This window comes from Brevundimonas guildfordensis, assembly GCF_014836405.1.
In the GTDB taxonomy this organism is placed as follows: Bacteria; Pseudomonadota; Alphaproteobacteria; order Caulobacterales; family Caulobacteraceae; genus Brevundimonas; species Brevundimonas guildfordensis.
In genome coordinates this window covers 992,913-1,009,943 of sequence record NZ_JACSQU010000001.1, presented here as the reverse complement: position 1 = coordinate 1,009,943, position 17,031 = coordinate 992,913, and the positions used below count along the sequence as shown (strand labels likewise).

Below are 17,031 nucleotides of genomic sequence, written 5' to 3'. Positions count from 1 at the left end.
ACCATGAGCGATCACGAATCCACCTACGTCCCGAAAACCGCTGTTGAGCGGTGGATGGACACCCGCCTGCCGATCATCCGTTTCGGCATGGACTATGCGAACCTGCCGACCCCGAAGAACCTGAACTACTGGTGGACCTTCGGCGGCATCCTGGCGCTCTGCCTGATGACTCAGATCATCACCGGCATCGTCCTGGCCATGCACTACACCCCGCACGTCGACATGGCCTTCGCCTCGGTCGAGCGCATCATGCGCGACGTGAACGGCGGCTGGCTGATCCGCTATGTGCACGCCAACGGCGCGTCGATGTTCTTCATCGCCGTCTATCTGCACATGCTGCGGGGCCTCTACTACGGCTCCTATAAGGCGCCGCGCGAGATGATCTGGATCATCGGCTGCGTGATCTTCTTCCTGATGATCGCCACCGCCTTCCTGGGCTACGTCCTGCCGTGGGGCCAGATGTCCTTCTGGGGCGCCGAGGTCATCACCAACCTGATCGGCGCCATTCCGGTCGTCGGCGAGCCGATCCTGATCTGGCTGCGCGGCGGCCCGGCCATCGACAACGCGACGCTGAACCGCTTCTTCTCGCTGCACTACCTGCTGCCGTTCGTCATCGCCGGCTGCGTGGTGCTGCACCTGTGGGCCCTGCACGCCGCCGGTCAGAACAACCCGGTCGGCATCCTGATCCCGAAGGACCGCGCCAAGAAGGACATGCTGCCCTTCCACCCGTACTTCACGGTCAAGGACGGCTTCGCGATCATCCTGTTCCTGATCCTGTTCGCGGTCTTCGTCTTCTATCAGCCGAACGCCCTGGGCCACGCCGACAACTACATCCCGGCCAACCCGCTGCAGACCCCGGCGCACATCGTGCCTGAGTGGTACATGCTGCCCTTCTACGCGATCCTGCGCGCCATCCCCGACAAGTTCGGCGGCGTGGTGGCCATGTTCGCGGCGATCGGCGTGCTGTTCGTCCTGCCGTGGCTGGACACGTCCAAGGTGCGCTCGATGCGCTACCGTCCGACGATGAAGACCTTCTTCATCATCTTCCTGTTCGTCTGCTTCGGCCTTGGCTGGTGCGGCGCGCAGCTGCCGGACGCGCCGGTCGTGCCGGGCATGCCCAGCTTCAACCTGATCGACGGCCAGCTGAACTCCTACCTGTGGCTGACCCGCCTGTTCACGGCCTACTACTTCGTCTTCTTCCTGGTGCTGATGCCTGTCATCGGCCTGCGGGAGAAGCCGCTGCCGATCCCGGCGACGATCTCGGAGCCCGTGCTCCCGTCGACCGCAGCCGAGAAGGCCTGAGCGCGATGATGAGCAACGAGAAAAAGACCGTGTCCTTCCGCAAGATCCTTGTCTCCGTGACGGCCGCTGTCGGCCTGGTCGCCATCGCCGCTCCGGCGATGGCCGCCGGGGGCGCCAAGCACCCGCGAGACGGCGACTTCAGCTTCGCCGGGCCCTTCGGCACCTTCGATCAGGGCCAGCTGCAGCGCGGCTACAAGGTCTATCGTGAGGTCTGCGCCTCCTGCCACGGCATGGACCTGGTGCACTTCCGCAACCTGGGCGACAAGCACGGGCCGTTCTGGAATCCGAAGTATCCGAATCCGAACGACAACCCGGTCGTGAAGGCTCTGGCCAAGGAAATCCAGGTCGGCGACATCGACTCGGAAACGGGTGAGGCCCTGATGCGCGACGCCACCACGGCCGACCGCTTCCCCAACCCCTATCCGAACGCGACGGCGGCGGCTGCGGCCAACGGCGGCGCCATGCCGCCGGATCTGTCGGTCCTGGCCAAGGCCCGTCACGACGGCGCCAACTACATCTACTCGCTGCTGTCGGGCTATTCGGCTCCGCCGGCGGGGCTGAACATGGCGGCGGGCCAGCACTACAACCCTTACATGCCGGGCGACATGACCCCGTTCTGGGAGGGCAAGGGCCCCGTGCCTAAGGGCGGCTTCATCGCCATGCCCGCGCCGCTGAGCGCCGGTCAGGTCACCTACGACGACGGCACCGAGGCGACCGTGGACCAGATGTCCAAGGACGTCGCCGCCTTCATCGCCTGGACCTCCGAGCCGAAGATGGTCGAGCGCAAGCAGATGGGCTTCGGCGTGCTGATCTTCCTGGTGGCCTTTGCGGGCGTGACCTACGCCAGCTATCGCCGCATCTGGAGGGGCGTCGCTCACTAAGAGCCGCGCTCGTTCGATCGGAATGAATGAACCCGCCGGAGCGATCCGGCGGGTTTTTTCGTGGTCTGTGGGCGCCTGCCGGCAGTCGACACCCGCGATCCGGCTGACTACGGTCCCACCATCGAATTTTCCGAGGGGTGAGCCTGTATGCGTATTTCATCGTCCGTCGCCGTTCTGGCCTTCGCCGCCGCCCTGGGGGTGTCTGGTTACGCTCAGGCCCAGAGCGCGCCTGCGTTCGACGCCGCGCGGATTTCCGAAGACATCCGTGTCCTGTCGGATGACAGCTTCGAGGGGCGCGGCATCGCCACCCCGGCCGAGCAGAAGGTCATCGACTATCTGAGCCGCCAATACGCCGCCGCTGGCTTCGCGCCGGGCGGCGAGAACGGCGGCTGGACCCAGGCAGTGGGTCTGAACCGCTTCGCCGTCGCTAACGTCGCTGGCCAGCTGAAGCTGGGCGACTGGAGCCAGCCGCTGACGCAGGGCCAGGAAGTCACCATGACCACGCGCCTGCCTGGCGCTGCGGTCGACCTGAAGGACGCGCCCCTGGTCTTCGTCGGCTACGGCATCACCGCGCCCGAGCGCGATTGGAACGACTTCAAGACCGACGTGCGCGGCAAGGTCATCGTCGTCCTGGTCAACGATGCCGACTTTGAAGATCCGTCGCTGAACACCTTCGGCGGCGAGGCCATGACCTATTACGGCCGCTGGACCTACAAGTATGAGGAGGCGGCTCGTCAGGGCGCCGCTGGCGTGCTGATCGTCCATGAGACCAAGCCCGCATCCTATGGCTGGACCACGGTCGCCAACTCGTGGGGCGTGCCGCAGTTCGACATCGTCCGCGCCGATCCCTCGGCCGAGCGCGTGGCGATGGAAGGCTGGATCCAGCGCGATCTGGCGGTTGATCTGTTCCGCCGCGCCGGGCTCGATTTCGAGCAGGAGAAGATCAAGGCGCGCAGCCGCGACTTCCAGCCGGTCGAGCTGAAGGGCGCGACCCTCGACGCCAGCTTCGACGTGAAGACGGACCGCATCGTCACCCACAACGTCGTGGCCAAGCTGGAAGGCTCGACTCACCCGGACGAGACCATCCTCTACACCGGCCACTGGGACCACATCGGCATGGGCGAGCCGGACGCCAACGGCGACCGCATCTTCAACGGGGCCATCGACAACGCCTCGGGCACGGCGGGCCTGCTGGAGATGGCGCGCCAATGGTCGGCGGGGCCGCGTCCTGAGCGCACCATCGTGATGATCAGCTTCACCGGCGAGGAAAGCGGCCTGCTGGGCTCTGAGTTCTACGCCGCCAACCCGCTGTATCCGCTGGAGAAGACGGTCGGCGGCTTCAACCTGGACTCGGCCGCCGTGTTCGGCCGCATGAGCAAGCTGGGCGTCACTGGCTACGGTCATTCGGAGCTGGACGAGCCGGTGATCGCGGCGGCGGCGGCGCAGGGGCGCGGCTTCGTGGGCGATGCCGGGGCAGCGGCGGGCATCTACTTCCGCTCGGACCACTTCCCCCTCGCCAAGAAGGGCGTGCCGATGGCCTATCTGTCCTCGACCGGCGAGTTCGTCGACGCGCCGATCGAGCCGCGTCAGGCGCGCGCCGCTGACTATCGCGCCAACCGCTACCACCAGGCGGCGGACGAGTGGGAGGCCGATTGGGACTATTCCGGCATGCTCCAAGACCTGGAGGTCATGTTCAAGGTCGGCCAGGAACTGGCCAACAGCCGCGACTGGCCTGAGTGGAAGGCCGGTTCGGAGTTCGGTCCCGAACGGGCCAAGAGCGCCGCTCAACGTTGATCGGTCTTCCGACACGAACATGACGAAAATGTAAGGGGCGGCCTCGCAAGGGGCCGCCCTATGACTGTGCGCAAGAGCCTCGTGGGGGAGGCCAAGGGAATCGCCATGCATCATCGTTTCATTCGCGGCGTCGCCGCTGCGGCTCTGCTGCTCGTCGCGGGCGCCGTTTCGGCTCAGGACTTCTCGGCCCAACGCCTGTCGGATGAGATCCGCACCATCAGCGCCGATGACTTCCAGGGCCGCTATCCGGGCACTGAAGGCGAGAAGAAGACGCTGGACTGGCTGCAGGCGCAGTATGAGGCGATGGGGTTGGAGCCAGGCGGCCCGGACGGCCAATGGCTGCAGGTGATCGACCTGAAGCGGTTGACGCCCAAGGGCGAGCCGATCCTGAACTGGTCGAGCGCGACGTCGGAGGGCCGAGCCCTGAGCGCCGGTACGGACTTCACCCTGCGCGCCATGAACGACCGGGCGGCCGGGGCGGTGACCAATGCGCCCGTCGTCTTCGCCGGCTACGGGATCCATGCGCCTGAACGGGGCTGGGACGACTATGGCGATCTGGACGTGACGGGGGCGGTCGTGCTGGTCGTTGCGGGCGAGCCTGACGGCGACCTGTTCAACGGCCCCTACGCCACCAACTATCAGTCCGCTGCCTATAAGGCGGACGAAGCCAAGCGCCGGGGGGCTGTGGCGGTCCTGACTGTCATCGAGGGAGACGCCGGCGCGGCGGCCTGGCGGCGCGAAACGGGCGGGGCGGCCCGCACCCGCACCCTGACTCCCGGGTCGGCGGGATTGAGCCTCAGCGGCGCCGTGAATGGCGATGTCGCCGCCGCGATGGGCGTGGATGTGGCGACGTTGAAGCCTCGGCTCCAGACCGGCGATTTCCGCGCCTATCCGCTGGATGTGCGGATTACCGCCTCGGCCGAGGAGGCAGTCGAAATCCTGCGCACCCACAATCTGTTGGCCCGCATCACCGGCAGCGAGCGTCCGAACGAGGTGATCATCTATTCGGCGCACTGGGACCATGTCGGCGTCAATGAGAACACCGCAGGCGACGACAAGATCTTCAACGGCGCCTGGGACAACGCCTCTGGCACCATCGGCGTGGTCGAGATGGCGCGCCAGTTGAAGGCTGCGCCCACGCCGAAGCGCAGCATCGTCTTCGCCCATATGGCGGCCGAGGAAATGGGCCTGCTGGGCGCCTACGCCTATGTCGCCGATCCGGTCTATCCGCTGGAGACGACGGTGGCCGACATCAACATCGACATGCTGCCCCTCAGCGGCCCGACCAAGGACGTGCCGATCTTCGGCAAGGGGCAGAACAGCCTTGAGGACGATCTGCAGGCCCTGGCCGAGAAGGAGGGGCGCTATGTCTCCGACGACGGTCAGCCGCAGCAGAATTTCTATTATCGCTCCGACCACTTCCCCTTCGCCCGCGCGGGCGTGCCGGCGCTGATGCCCTGGCACGGCGTGGATTGGGTCGAGGGCGGACGCGAGGCCGGTCTGGCGGCCTGGACGGCCAAGTTCGCCGCCGACTACCACAAGCCCAGCGACGAATGGTCGCCGGACTGGGACCTGCGCTCGGCGGTCGAAAATCTGACCCTGCTGTATCGCCTGGGTCTGGATCTGGCCAACGGCGACGAGTGGCCGACCTGGAAGCCGGCCTCTGAGTTCGGCCAGGTCCGTGAGCGCACCGAGGCCGCGCGGCGCTAAACGGCAACGCAGCGGCGGTCGGGGCGTTGATGGGGTGATGAGATCGCTTCACGCCCTGGCTGTCATCTGCATGTCGGCGCCGTGTGTGGCGGGCCTGAGCGCCTGCGACCGGCCGGGCGGGGTCAATCCGCCCACAGAACCCGCTCAGCCTGTTCAAGGACCGGCCGCCGCAGCGCCGCCGGCGCAACGGCCGGCTGGCATGGAAAGCATCTTGCCGGGGGCTGGGCCTCCTACCTTCATCGGCCGCTGGGCGGCCAAGGCCGAATGGTGCGCCCAGACGACCGGGGAGGGCGGCCCCATTGAGATCACCACCAGCGAGTTGCGCGGATACGAAAACCGCTGCTCCATCGACAGCATTGATGAGCAGTCAAACGGCTATGAGGCGGCCCTGAGCTGTGAGGGCGAAGGCGTGAAAACGTCTGAACGCGTCCGCTTCGTCGCTACAGCGGAGACGCTGAATCTGACCTGGTTGGATCGGGCAGCGGACCAGCCGGTTCGGCTGACCCGCTGCACCACTCTGGCAGGGTGATCGATCAGACCGCCGCCAGAGCCTGATCCAGGTCGGCGATCAGGTCGTCGATGTGTTCGATGCCGACCGACAGGCGCACGGTGTCCTCGGTCACGCCCGCCTTCTTCAGCTCGTCGGGCGACAGCTGGCGGTGGGTGGTCGAGGCCGGGTGGCAGACCAGCGACTTGGCGTCGCCGATGTTGACCAGGCGGGTGAACAATTTGACCGCGTCCTGGAAGCGGGCGCCCGCCTCGCGGCCGCCCTTGACGCCGAAAGTCAGCAGACCGGACGCCTTGCCGCCGAAATATTTCTGGATCAGTGCGTGATCCTTGTGCTCGGGCAGGCCCGCGTAGTTGACCCAGTCCACCTTGGGGTGGGCCTTCAGCCACTGGGCGATGGCGGTGGCGTTCTCGACGTGGCGGTCCATGCGAAGCGCCAGGGTCTCCAGCCCCTGCAGGATCAGGAAGCTGTTGAACGGCGAAATGGCCGCGCCGGTGTTCCGCAGCAGCACAGTCCTCACTCGTCCGATAAAGGCGGCGGGACCGAAGGCCTCGGTATAGACCACGCCGTGATAGCTGACCTCGGGGGTGTTCAGGCGCGGGAAGCGATCCTTGTGCTCGGCCCAGGGGAAGGTCCCGCCGTCGATGATGGCGCCACCGATGCTGGTCCCGTGGCCGCCGATGTATTTGGTCAGGGCGTGGACGACGATGTCGGCGCCGTGCTCGATCGGGCGGGTCAGGTAGGGGGTCGGCACGGTGTTGTCGACGATCAGCGGCAGGCCTTGCGCGTGGGCGGCGTCAGCCAGGGCGGCGAAGTCCACCACATTGCCCAGCGGATTGCCGATGGATTCGCAGAAGACGGCCTTGGTCCGGGCATCCGTGTTGGCCGCCACCGCCGCGATGTCGTCGGCGTCGATGAAGCGCACCTCGATGCCGTACTGAGGCAGGGTGTGGGCGAACAGGTTGTAGGTGCCGCCGTACAGGGCGCCCGTGGCGATGATGTTGTCGCCCGCCTCAGCGATGGTCAGGATCGCATAGGTGATGGCCGCCATGCCCGAGGCCACGGTCAGGGCCGCGACCCCGCCCTCCAGCGCCGCCAGACGCTGCTCCAGCACGTCGGACGTGGGGTTCATGATGCGGGTGTAGATGTTGCCCGCCACCTTCAGGTCGAACAGGTCGGCCCCGTGCTGGGTGTCGTCAAAGGCGTAGCTTGTCGTCTGATAGATGGGCACGGCGACCGATTTGGTGGTCGGATCGGGCGCGTAGCCCGCGTGCACGGCGAGGGTATCGAACTTCATGGCTTCCCTGGAGAATTTTCAGCGTCAGTCGGGCTGATTCATCCAGGGCTTTGCCGGTGCCCGCAAGGGCATAAGTTTGCAGCAATTCTATCAGGGCGGTCAGATTTTCTAACCGCCCTGAGAAATCGTCCTAGTTGTTGAACAGGAAATGCATCACATCCCCGTCCTTGACGATATAGGCCTTTCCTTCGGCGCGCATCTTGCCCGCTTCCTTGGCGCCCGCTTCGCCCTTCAGCGCGACATAGTCGTCGAAGGCGATGGTTTCGCCGCGGATGAAGCCCTTTTCGAAGTCGGTGTGGATCACGCCCGCCGCTTGCGGCGCGGTGGCGCCGACGGGGATGGTCCAGGCGCGGGCTTCCTTGGGGCCAACGGTGAAGTAGGTCTGCAGGCCCAGCAGCTTGTAAGCCTCGCGGATGAGGCGGTTCAGGCCAGGCTCTTCCAGACCTAGGGTCTCGAGGAACTCCTGCTGCTCCTCGTCGTCCAGGACGGCGATCTCCGACTCGATCTGGGCCGAGATGACCACCGAGTTGGCGTTGTCCTCGGCGGCGCGCTTGGCCACCAGGTCGGACAGTTCATTGCCCTTGTCGGCCGAGCCTTCCTCGACGTTGGCGACGTAGAGGGCGGGCAGGGCGGTCAGCAGTTGAAGCATGTCCCAGGCCTTCTTGTCCTCCTTGGACACCTCGGCCAGACGCGCGGGCTTGCCGTCGCGCAGCTTTTCCAGCGCGGCGTCGATCAGCTTCAGGTTCAGCTGGGATTCCTTGTCGCCGCCCTTGGCGCGCTTTTCGATCTGGACGCGGCGGCGCTCCAGGCTCTCCAGGTCGGCCAGCATCAGCTCGGTCTCGATGATCTCGAGGTCCGAGATGGGGTCGATGCGGTTCTCGACGTGGGTGATGTCGTCATCGACGAAGCAGCGGGCGACGAAGGCGATGGCGTCGCAATCCCGAATGTTGGCCAGGAACTGGTTGCCCAGGCCTTCGCCCTTGGACGCGCCGCGCACCAGACCCGCGATGTCCACGAAGGTGATCCGCGAGGGGATGATCTCCTTGGACCCGGCGATGCCGGCCAGGACGTTCAGGCGCGGTTCCGGCACGGCCACGTCGCCGGTGTTCGGCTCGATGGTGCAGAACGGATAGTTGGCCGCTTGGGCGGCCGCCGTCTTGGTCAGGGCGTTGAACAGGGTGGACTTGCCGACGTTGGGCAAGCCGACGATCGCGACTTTCAGGGCCATGGTATTCCTCGTGAGCGCGAGCCTTTAGCCGGTTCGGGCCGGTTTGTCAGGCTCGCGCCGCCAAGAGAGGCCGTTACTCCTCCGAATCCACCACCGGCGGCTGTTTGATCGCCGCGTGGACGCTGATCGGACCGGCCTTCTCGAAGGTCAGGGTAAAGGAGGCGATGCGGCCGTCGACCAGCGGGTCGCGCAGGCCCATCAGCATGATGTGGTTGCCGCCCGGCTTCAGCTCGATCGGGATTCCGGCGGGCAGGGGCAGGCCATCGTGCAGGTGGCCCATGCTCATGATCCCGTTGTCCATCTTCATCTCATGAACCTCGGCCGACTGCGCCAGGGCGGTCGAGACGCTGACCAGACGGTCGTCGGAACCCGCCGTCAGGGTCAGGTAGCAGCCCCCGGCCTTGGCGCCGTTGGGCGTGGGGCGGCACCAGGCGTCGGCGACCTGCACGGTGCCGGGGGCGACTGTGGAGTCCTTGGCGGCTTCGGCCGACTTTTCGGCGGGCTGGCCGCAGGCGGCGAGGGTCAGGGCGGCGGCCGACAGGGCGGTCAGGGCGAACAGACGTTTCATGTTGAAGCTCCTTATCAAGAGGCTGCGACGGGCTTGGACCCGGTGAACGCACGCACGGCTCGGTCGAGCAGCAGGGCGGCCACGAGGCTCAGTCCCGTCAAGGGATAGAGGATGGACAGGGGGATGACGATGCACAGCACGACAATTCGCGCGTGCGGGCCGGGCGGCGCCGTAGGTGCGCCGGAGCGGCGGCGCGACAGGCTGGGCGGACGGCGCTTCCACCACATGATCAGGCCGCTGATCGCCAGCAGCCAGACGGCGATGCAGCCGATCAGCATGACGATGCGGTTGATCCAGCCGTACTGCATCCCCTGATGGACGGCGATGCCCCATTCAAAGCCCTTGGCCATGACGCCGAACTGGCTCCAGCGCAGGTCGGCGATGACCGCCCCGCTGGCGCCGTCGACATAGAGGCTGCGCGCGCCTTCGGCCCGACGGGTTTCGCGCGCGACGGTCCAGGCCAGATCGGACGACTGGGGGATGCTGACGACGAACGGGCGCGGCAGACCCTGTTCGTGCGCCGTTTGAAGCACGCGCGTCAGGCTGGGGGCTGCGGCGTGGCCATGGCCGTGCTCATGGGCGGGCAGGACGGCGTTCTCCAGCGTCCAGCCCACGCCAGACGGCGCGTCGTGGGGTTTGGCGTGGCTCCAGGGACTGGCGGCGGCGGGCGCGGGCGGACGGCCCAGTCCTGTGCCGCGCATGACGCCCATGAACTGATCGCCCCAGACGGCGGACCACGGCATCCCCGTCAGCGCCAGAAAGATGATCACTCCGCCGACATAGAAGCCCGTCAGGGCGTGAACGTCGCGCCAGAAGGGGCGGCGGCGGGCGTCCGTCTCGCTGGGCTTCAGCACTGCGCCCGTGCGGCGGCGGGGCCACCACAGGTAGAGGCCGGTGGCGCACAGGACGATGGCCCAGCCCGCGACGATCTCGACCAGAATGTTCAACGCTGTGCCGATGGGGCCGCCGAACAGGCTGAGGGAGTGCAGCTTCTTGATCGTCTCGGTCACGCCGCCATAGGCGGTGACGCCGGTGACCGTGGCCGTATGCGGATCGACGAAGACGGTGCGCTGGGCGCCGTCGGGCCGGTCGACGCGGACGCGCACGGCCTGATCGGCGCGGTCAGGGACCAGCACATTCGCCGCCCGGCCTTCGCCTGCAAGCGCGGCGGCGGCCAGCCACTGATCGGGATCGGCCTGCTGCGAACGGGCCGGAACCTCGATCATGGAGCGATAGAGGGCGTGGTCGATCTCGTCCTTGAACAGATAAAGGCCGCCCGTCAGCGTCAGCAGCATCAGGAACGGCATGACCAGACCCCCGGCGTAGAAGTGCCAGCGCCAGACGGCCCGATAGGCGCCGGACATCACGTCCGGCGCCTTGGTCTTGAGAGAGACGGTCATTAGTAGGCCAACCGCAGGCCGACGAAGACCGAACGGCCCTCGCCGGGGAAGAAGACGGCCGTCTGTGTTGTGCTGGCGTCCGTCACAGCCGAGAACTCGCCGACGTAGCGTTTGTCGGTCAGGTTGCGCGCGTCGATATAGACCGTGGCGTTCGGGCCGATGCTGAAGCCGCCGGTCAGGCCCAGCACGGCGTAGTCCGGAGCCTTCATGGTGTTGGCGTAGTCGACATAGGGGCTGGACAGCCGCCACTCGACCGAGGGGGTGACGAAGATGCCCGTCGGATGGCGCCAGGTCAGCTCGGCCCGATATTGGTGCTCAGGCACGACCGGCAGGCGGTTGTCGCCCCAGCGCGCGTCGCCGTCGAAGCGGAAGTCGCTCCAGTTATAGACCTGACGCAGAATCAACGACCCGTCCGCCAGTTCCAGCGGCAGGGTCCAGTCCAGCCCGGCCTCGACGCCTTGGTGGATGGTCTTTCTGGCGTTGAAGGTGGCGGCGGGAATGTCGGGGCCGGTGATGAAGTTCAGCAATTCCCCGTCGATCTCGCTGCGATAGGCGACCAGATCCCAGGCCAGAGGCCCGCGACGGCCGCGCGTGCCGATCTCGCCGGTCCAGGCGTCCTGAACCTCGACCGGGGTGAAGCCGGTCAGCGGCGCCTGCACCAGGGCCCCATAGGTCGGGGGTTCGACCGAGCGGGTGATGTTGGCGAAGACCTGGGCGCCGTCCTCGGCTTCCCACAACAGGCCCAGACGCGGCGAGAACCACTCATAGTCCCGGCCTGCGTCGTTGGCCGGGGTCATCCGGTCCAGATAGTCGCGCGTTGCGCGCCCCCACGAGCCGCCCGCGACCAGCGCCAGTTGGTCGGTGACGAACAGGCGGCCCTCGCCGAAGATGTCCAGCCCGGAGGCGTTCTGACGCGCATCGGCGGTCTTGGCGCCGCGCTGGCCCGCCAGGTTCACATAGCGCAGGGCCTCGACCACTCCGTCCCGCCAGGAGAAGCCGTAGAAGGCGTCGGCGCGCAGGCCGCCGACATTGCCGGTCCAGTCGATGCGGGCGAAGGCGCCGCGCGTGGCGCTGTCCTGATCCATCACCTGGAAGATCGGGTGATAGAGTGACTTCTCCCAGCCCCAGATGGCGCCCTCGAACAGGGTGGATTCATTGAAGCGCCAGCGGGTCTGCAGCGTCAGCCGCTTGACCGTCAGGTCGCGGGCCTGATCGCCGGACAGGGCGCTGGCCGAGGCCATGCGCGGGTTCTCCAGCGCCTGTTTCAGGGTCAGGGAGCCGGGCATGTCCTGTTTGATGTCAGCGGCTTGAACGATCAGGCGCACCTCGCGGTCCTCGCCGAATGAGCGGCCCGCATTGACCGTCAGGCGCCCCTGCGACTGCTGGCTGTGGTCGCGCCAGCCGTCGCCCTGCATGGCGGTGGCGGCGGCGTAGACATCCCAGTCGCCATAGGTCTCGGCGACGGCGCCGTGGGCGCGCACGAAGCCGTAGCTGCCGCCCTCGACCTGCATCAGGGCGCGCTGGTTCGCCGTGCGGCCGGTGGGGGTGATCAGGTTGATCGCCCCGCCCAACTGCGCGCCCCCGAAGCGCAGGGTGTTGGCGCCCTTCCACACCTCGACATAGCGGGCGCTGAGGGAATCGACGCTCTGGAAATCTGAGAAGCCGTCGGCGTCGGCGAAGGGCACCCCGTCCTGAGCGAACAGGACCCCGCGCTGGTGGAAGCCCTGGGCGATGCCCGAGCCGCGGATGGAGAGACGGCTCTCCTCGCCATAGCGCTTCTGCGCCAGGACGCCGGGGACGTTGCGAAGCGTGTCGGAGAAGCCCTGGACGAAGCGGTCGGCATAGCTTTCGGCCGACACCACGGCGACGGCGCCGGGGGTGCGGCTGAGGCGGTCGCGAGCTTCGGCCACGACGGCCGGGTCTTCGACGTTGCGGCGCCCAGTGACGATGATGCTGTCGACAACGGTGGGACTGTCCGGGCCGGGCAGGTCGTAGGCGTGGGCGAGGGATGGCGCCAGGCCGGCGCCGATCACCAGGGCGCACGGCGCCGCAGCGGTCTTGAGAAACATGAAACTGAAGTCCTGAAAACAGAGGTGCAGTCGCAGGCGTCGCTATTGGACGCGGGCGAAGCGGCAGAGGTTTCTGGTTTCAGGCGTGAGGCGGCGCGCGCGACGGCGGGCGCGGCGGAGCGCGGGCCGGGGGCGGGAGGCTGGCGATAAAGGGGGCGTAGACGACGGCCTGCGACAGGCGCACGACCGGCGACGGTTCCGGCGCAGGCGGCGCAGGCAGGGCGCCCAGCAGGGGCATGACGCAGGCGGCGCATTTGGCGCCCATCTCGGCCTTGATCGGGCCGTCGACGCCGCCGGACTGGATGGTCTGGGGACCGTCGGCCGAGCAGATGACGATAGGCTGGCCGGGCGTCGACGCCGCCAGCGCCGCAAACGGCATCAGGCTGCCGATCACGATGGCGAACGTCGCGGCCAGGAAGGCCAGCGAGCGCCAGGTCGACCAGTTTTCAGCCTGGGAGCGGGTCACGATGCTGGCCCCTTAAACCTTCCCATGTCGCGAAGCCAGACCGGGGAGGGCAACCGACGGTCGCGCGGCGCCTCGACAATGCCGCTTTACCCATGCCAGCGTGGCGGTCGAACAGCCATCGAGGATACGCATGATCCGCGCCATCGGACCTTTCGCTCTCGCCCTGCTTCTCGCGGCGCCCGCAAACGCGCAACAGGTGGAGGAGGGGCCGGGCGGTCCCGACCGCGTCTCCCTGACGGTCTATAATCAGAACATCGCCCTGGTTGAGGACGTGCGGAACCTGAACGTGCCCGCCGGACGCTCTCGCCAGGAGTTTCCGGGCGTATCCGCCAGCATCCGGCCCGAGACGGTGGGGCTGTCGGGGCGCGGTTTGTCGGTGGTCGAGCAGAACTTCGACTACGACCTGCTGACGCCCGGCAAGCTGATGGAAAGCGCTGTCGGCAATGAGATCGGCATCGTCCGCACCAACCCCGGCTCGGGGGCGCAAACGACCGAGCGCGCCCGCGTGCTGGCGGCGAATCAGGGCGTGGTGCTGCAGATCGGCGACCGTATCGAGGTGTTGCGCGACGACGGCGTGCCCACGCGGGTCATCTTCGACCGCGTACCCCAGAACCTGCGCCCGCGCCCGACGCTCAGCGTCACCCTGGACGCCGAAGGGGCCGGTCGGCGCGAGACGACGCTGTCCTATCTGACTAGTGGTCTGACGTGGAAGGCGGACTATGTCGCTCGTTTCGATGAGAAGGCGGGCCAGCTGGACCTGACCGGCTGGGTGACGCTGACCAACAACTCGGGCGCGACCTTCAGCAACGCCCAGACGCGGGTGGTGGCGGGCGACGTCAATCTGATCGGCAATCAGGGCGGCTATAATCCGCGCCAGCCGGTTCGCGGCGGCGGCGTGCGCGGCAATGGAACCCAGTCGGGCGGAGAAGGCGCTCTGGCCGACGTCTATGTCTATCCGCTGCCTGAGGCCGTCACCGTGGCCAACAATCAGACCAAGCAGGTCGGACTGATCGACGCGGCCGGCGTGCCCGCGACCAAGCGTTATCTGCGGGTGATCAACGGCTTCTTCACCGCAGAACAGCCGATAGCGGCCGAGGTCGGCGTCATCTTCACCAACGGATCAGGCGCCGCCGCGCGGGCCCTGCCGGCGGGGGTGATCCGCGTCTATGTGAAGGATGAGGCGGGCGAGCCGCGCTTCATCGGCGAAAGCCAGGTCGATCACTCGCCGGCCGGGTCCGAGATCGTGGTGACGACCGGCGACGCCTTCGACGTGACGGTGCAGCCGCGCCTGGTCTCGTCCGAGCGGGTGTCGAAGCGGTTGGTCGACTATTTCCGCACTCGCTACGCGATGGAATACACCGTCCGCAACGCCCGGCCTGAGGCGGTCACGGTCGAGGTGCGCCAGCGCGGTCTGGGCCGCGACACCGAACTGACGGAACAGAGCATCGAGGGCGAGATGCGCGACGCGCGCACCGTCGTCTGGCGTGTGCCGGTGCCCGCCAACGGCGAGACCAAGCTGACCGCGACCATCACGACGGGCGGCTGATCCATGCGCCGCCTTCTGGCGATCACCACGGCGCTGAGCGTTCTGGCGCCCACGGCTTGGGCGCAGACGGAAAGCGTGTCCGCGCGTCCCGATGGGGCGACGGTGGTCATCTATCGCGACCAGCCGGTCGATACGGTCCAACTGATGGCGCAGTCGCGCCAGCCGTGGAACCGGCTGGACCGGCAGGGGCTGGCCCTGATCGTCGAGACCCGCACGGTCGATCTTCCCGCCGGGGAGGGGGTCATCCGCTTCCGAGGGCTGGCCACCGGCGTTGTGCCGCAGAGCGCGGTGCTGGAGGGCCTGCCCGCGCATGTGGTCGAGCGCAACGCCGACTTCGACCTGCTGTCGCCCGCCAGCCTGCTGGAAAAGTCGGTGGGCGAGGTGGTGCGCGTCGTCCGCACCAATCCGGCGACCGGCGAACAGGTCGAAAAGGCCGCCGTCATCCGCGCAGGCGCGCAAGGCGTGGTGTTGGAGATCGACGGCCGGTTCGAGGCGCTGGACTGCTCGGGCCTGACCGAGCGGGTCGTGTTCGACCGTGTGCCCGAGGGGCTGGGCGACCAGCCGACCCTGTCGGTGCGCACGCGCGCCGAGCGGGCGGGGCGACACACGGTGACTCTGGCCTATCTGACGACGGGGCTGCAGTGGTCGGCCGACTATGTCGCGCGGCTGGACCCGAGCGACGGGACGCTGGACCTGACGGGGTGGGTGACGCTGGCCAATTTCGGCGGCACAGGCTTCCCCGACGCGCCGGTGCAAGTGGTGGCGGGCACGCTGCGTAAGGACGCAGGCACCACGCCGGTCGAGCCTCTGATCCGCTATCAGCAGAACGAGTGCTGGCCCCAGGGGACCACGACGCTTGGATCGGGACGGTTCGCAGGCGCTCCGCCGCCGCCCCCTCCGCCCGCGCCTCCGCCTCCGCCGCCCGCAGCGCCCATGATGCGGATGATGGCCAATGAGGCGATGGACCAAATCGTAGTCACTGGCTCCCGCATCGCCCGGCAGGGCGAGCTAGGCGACTACAAGCTCTACTCCCTGCCCGAACCGACGACCGTCGCGGCGCGCCAGACCAAGCAGGTGCGCTTCCTGGAGCGCGACGGAGTGGCCTATGAGCGGGTGTATCGCGCCGGAGTGCTGAACGCAGACGACGAGTCGCGTCCCATGGGCGTCGTCCTGAAGCTGCGCAACGAAGAACGCGCCGGGCTGGGCGTGGCCCTGCCGGGCGGCTCGGTGGCGGTGATGCAGCCGGATGGTGAGGGCGGCGTTCTGCTGGCCGGTCAGGACCGGTTTGAGGACAAGGGCGTCGGCCTGCCGGTGCGGCTGCATTTCGGCCAGTCGGCGGATGTGCGGGTGCAGACGCGGCTGGTGAAGAGCGGCAGTTCTCGACGGGGTGCTGTGACGACCCGGCGTTCCGAAATCGAGACCACGGTCACCAACGCCCGCTCTGAGGCCGTCACTGTGGAACTGGTTGCTGATGCCGCCATGCAGCGCGGCTTCCGCTTCCGCAGCCAGTCGGTGCGCAGTCGGGTGGACGACACCGGCTATCCGGTCTGGACGCTGACCGTGCCTGCCAACGGCGCGGCGACGCTGAAGGCGGCGTGGACGACGACGGATTGAGCCGTCGCGACCCTCTCCGATCGGGCGAGGGTTATTCCCCTCGGGCCGCCTGCCTCGGGCTGAACTTGGGTGCGGGGGCCAGGCGCATGACCTCGCCCTGATAGCGTTCGTCGTCGCCCGCCACAGCAAAGGGCAAGGCGTCGGCGCAGGCCTGAAGCATGGCGTCCAGCCACGGCTTGTCGGCCTTGTGGAAGTCGCCCAGGACGTGGTGCATGACCAACTGCGGCTCGCCGGGGTGGCCGATGCCCATGCGGGCGCGGCGGAAGTCGGCGCCCAGGTGGCTGATCAGGCTGCGCACGCCGTTCTGACCCGCTGCGCCGCCGCCCTTCTTCATGCGAAAACGGCCGGGGGCCAGGTCGATCTCATCGTGGAAGACGATGACGTGCTCGGGCTTCACCTTGTAGAAGCGCGCCGCTTCGCCGACGGCCCGGCCGCTCTCGTTCATATAGGTCTGGGGCTTCATCAGCAGGACCTTGGTCCCCTCGACCTCGCCGTCGGCGACGATCGACTGGAACTTGGCGCGCGCGGGGCCGAAACGCCAGCGGCTGGCGATCTCGTCCACGGCCATGAAGCCGATGTTGTGGCGGTTTTTTTCGTATTTGGCGCCGGGGTTGCCCAGGCCTGCGATGATGATCATGCGGTCCTCAT

At 67.5% G+C, this 17,031-nt stretch carries 14 protein-coding genes; 7 read left to right on the top strand and 7 right to left on the bottom strand.

All coding sequences use genetic code 11. The features are described 5' to 3' along the window. Window positions 1-3: 3 nt before the first annotated feature. The 5 genes from H9656_RS04890 (at window position 4) to H9656_RS04870 (ending at window position 6,216) form a co-directional block, all read left to right on the top strand. Window positions 4-1,302, top strand: a complete 1,299-nt coding sequence (locus tag H9656_RS04890) for a cytochrome b (protein ID WP_191743109.1) — start codon at window positions 4-6, stop codon at window positions 1,300-1,302. Window positions 1,303-1,307: 5 nt separating this feature from the next. After that, window positions 1,308-2,183, top strand: coding sequence for a cytochrome c1 (locus H9656_RS04885; protein WP_191743108.1), 876 nt, complete (start codon window positions 1,308-1,310; stop codon window positions 2,181-2,183). 147 nt (window positions 2,184-2,330) lie between these two features. Beyond that, a complete protein-coding gene (locus tag H9656_RS04880; protein ID WP_191743107.1) occupies window positions 2,331-3,977 on the top strand; it encodes a M28 family metallopeptidase in 1,647 nt (548 codons plus the stop codon). A 60-nt stretch (window positions 3,978-4,037) separates the two neighbouring features. After that, window positions 4,038-5,687 carry a M28 family peptidase gene (locus H9656_RS04875; RefSeq protein ID WP_191743106.1) on the top strand — a complete coding sequence of 550 codons (1,650 nt, stop codon included), beginning with the start codon at window positions 4,038-4,040 and terminating at the stop codon, window positions 5,685-5,687. A gap of 199 nt (window positions 5,688-5,886) precedes the next feature. Continuing rightward, window positions 5,887-6,216, top strand: a complete 330-nt coding sequence (locus H9656_RS04870) for a hypothetical protein (RefSeq protein ID WP_191743105.1) — start codon at window positions 5,887-5,889, stop codon at window positions 6,214-6,216. 4 nt (window positions 6,217-6,220) lie between these two features. On the opposite strand, the gene H9656_RS04865 is transcribed toward H9656_RS04870, so the two are convergent. The 6 genes from H9656_RS04865 to H9656_RS04840 all read right to left on the bottom strand — a co-directional run bounded on the left by H9656_RS04865 (window position 6,221) and on the right by H9656_RS04840 (window position 13,223). Then, on the bottom strand, window positions 6,221-7,492 hold the full coding sequence (locus tag H9656_RS04865) for an O-acetylhomoserine aminocarboxypropyltransferase/cysteine synthase family protein (RefSeq protein WP_191743104.1): 1,272 nt from the start codon (window positions 7,490-7,492) through the stop codon (window positions 6,221-6,223). Between the two features lie 130 nt (window positions 7,493-7,622). Further along, a complete protein-coding gene (gene ychF, locus H9656_RS04860; protein ID WP_191743103.1) occupies window positions 7,623-8,720 on the bottom strand; it encodes a redox-regulated ATPase YchF in 1,098 nt (365 codons plus the stop codon). 73 nt (window positions 8,721-8,793) lie between these two features. Then, window positions 8,794-9,288 carry a copper chaperone PCu(A)C gene (locus H9656_RS04855; protein WP_191743102.1) on the bottom strand — a complete coding sequence of 165 codons (495 nt, stop codon included), beginning with the start codon at window positions 9,286-9,288 and terminating at the stop codon, window positions 8,794-8,796. A gap of 14 nt (window positions 9,289-9,302) precedes the next feature. Then, entirely contained in the window at window positions 9,303-10,688 is a 1,386-nt protein-coding gene (locus H9656_RS04850) for a PepSY-associated TM helix domain-containing protein (RefSeq protein ID WP_191743101.1), read from the bottom strand. Continuing rightward, entirely contained in the window at window positions 10,688-12,757 is a 2,070-nt protein-coding gene (locus H9656_RS04845; protein ID WP_191743100.1) for a TonB-dependent receptor family protein, read from the bottom strand. Before H9656_RS04845 ends, H9656_RS04850 begins: the two co-directional genes overlap by 1 nt. A 79-nt stretch (window positions 12,758-12,836) precedes the next feature. Beyond that, window positions 12,837-13,223: a DUF2946 family protein gene (locus H9656_RS04840; RefSeq protein WP_191743099.1), complete on the bottom strand. Its 387-nt coding sequence runs from the start codon at window positions 13,221-13,223 to the stop codon at window positions 12,837-12,839. Window positions 13,224-13,353: 130 nt separating this feature from the next. Here H9656_RS04840 and H9656_RS04835 point away from each other — a divergent pair, with 130 nt between their 5' ends. Then, the gene (locus H9656_RS04835) at window positions 13,354-14,769 is read left to right on the top strand and encodes a DUF4139 domain-containing protein (RefSeq protein WP_191743098.1); all 1,416 of its coding nucleotides are present in this window, start codon (window positions 13,354-13,356) and stop codon (window positions 14,767-14,769) included. A 3-nt stretch (window positions 14,770-14,772) separates the two neighbouring features. Continuing rightward, a complete protein-coding gene (locus tag H9656_RS04830; protein ID WP_191743097.1) occupies window positions 14,773-16,383 on the top strand; it encodes a DUF4139 domain-containing protein in 1,611 nt (536 codons plus the stop codon). Between the two features lie 31 nt (window positions 16,384-16,414). Here H9656_RS04830 and pth read toward each other — a convergent pair whose 3' ends face one another. Continuing rightward, window positions 16,415-17,020, bottom strand: coding sequence for an aminoacyl-tRNA hydrolase (gene pth / locus H9656_RS04825; RefSeq protein ID WP_191743096.1), 606 nt, complete (start codon window positions 17,018-17,020; stop codon window positions 16,415-16,417). Between the last annotated feature and the right edge of the window lie 11 nt (window positions 17,021-17,031).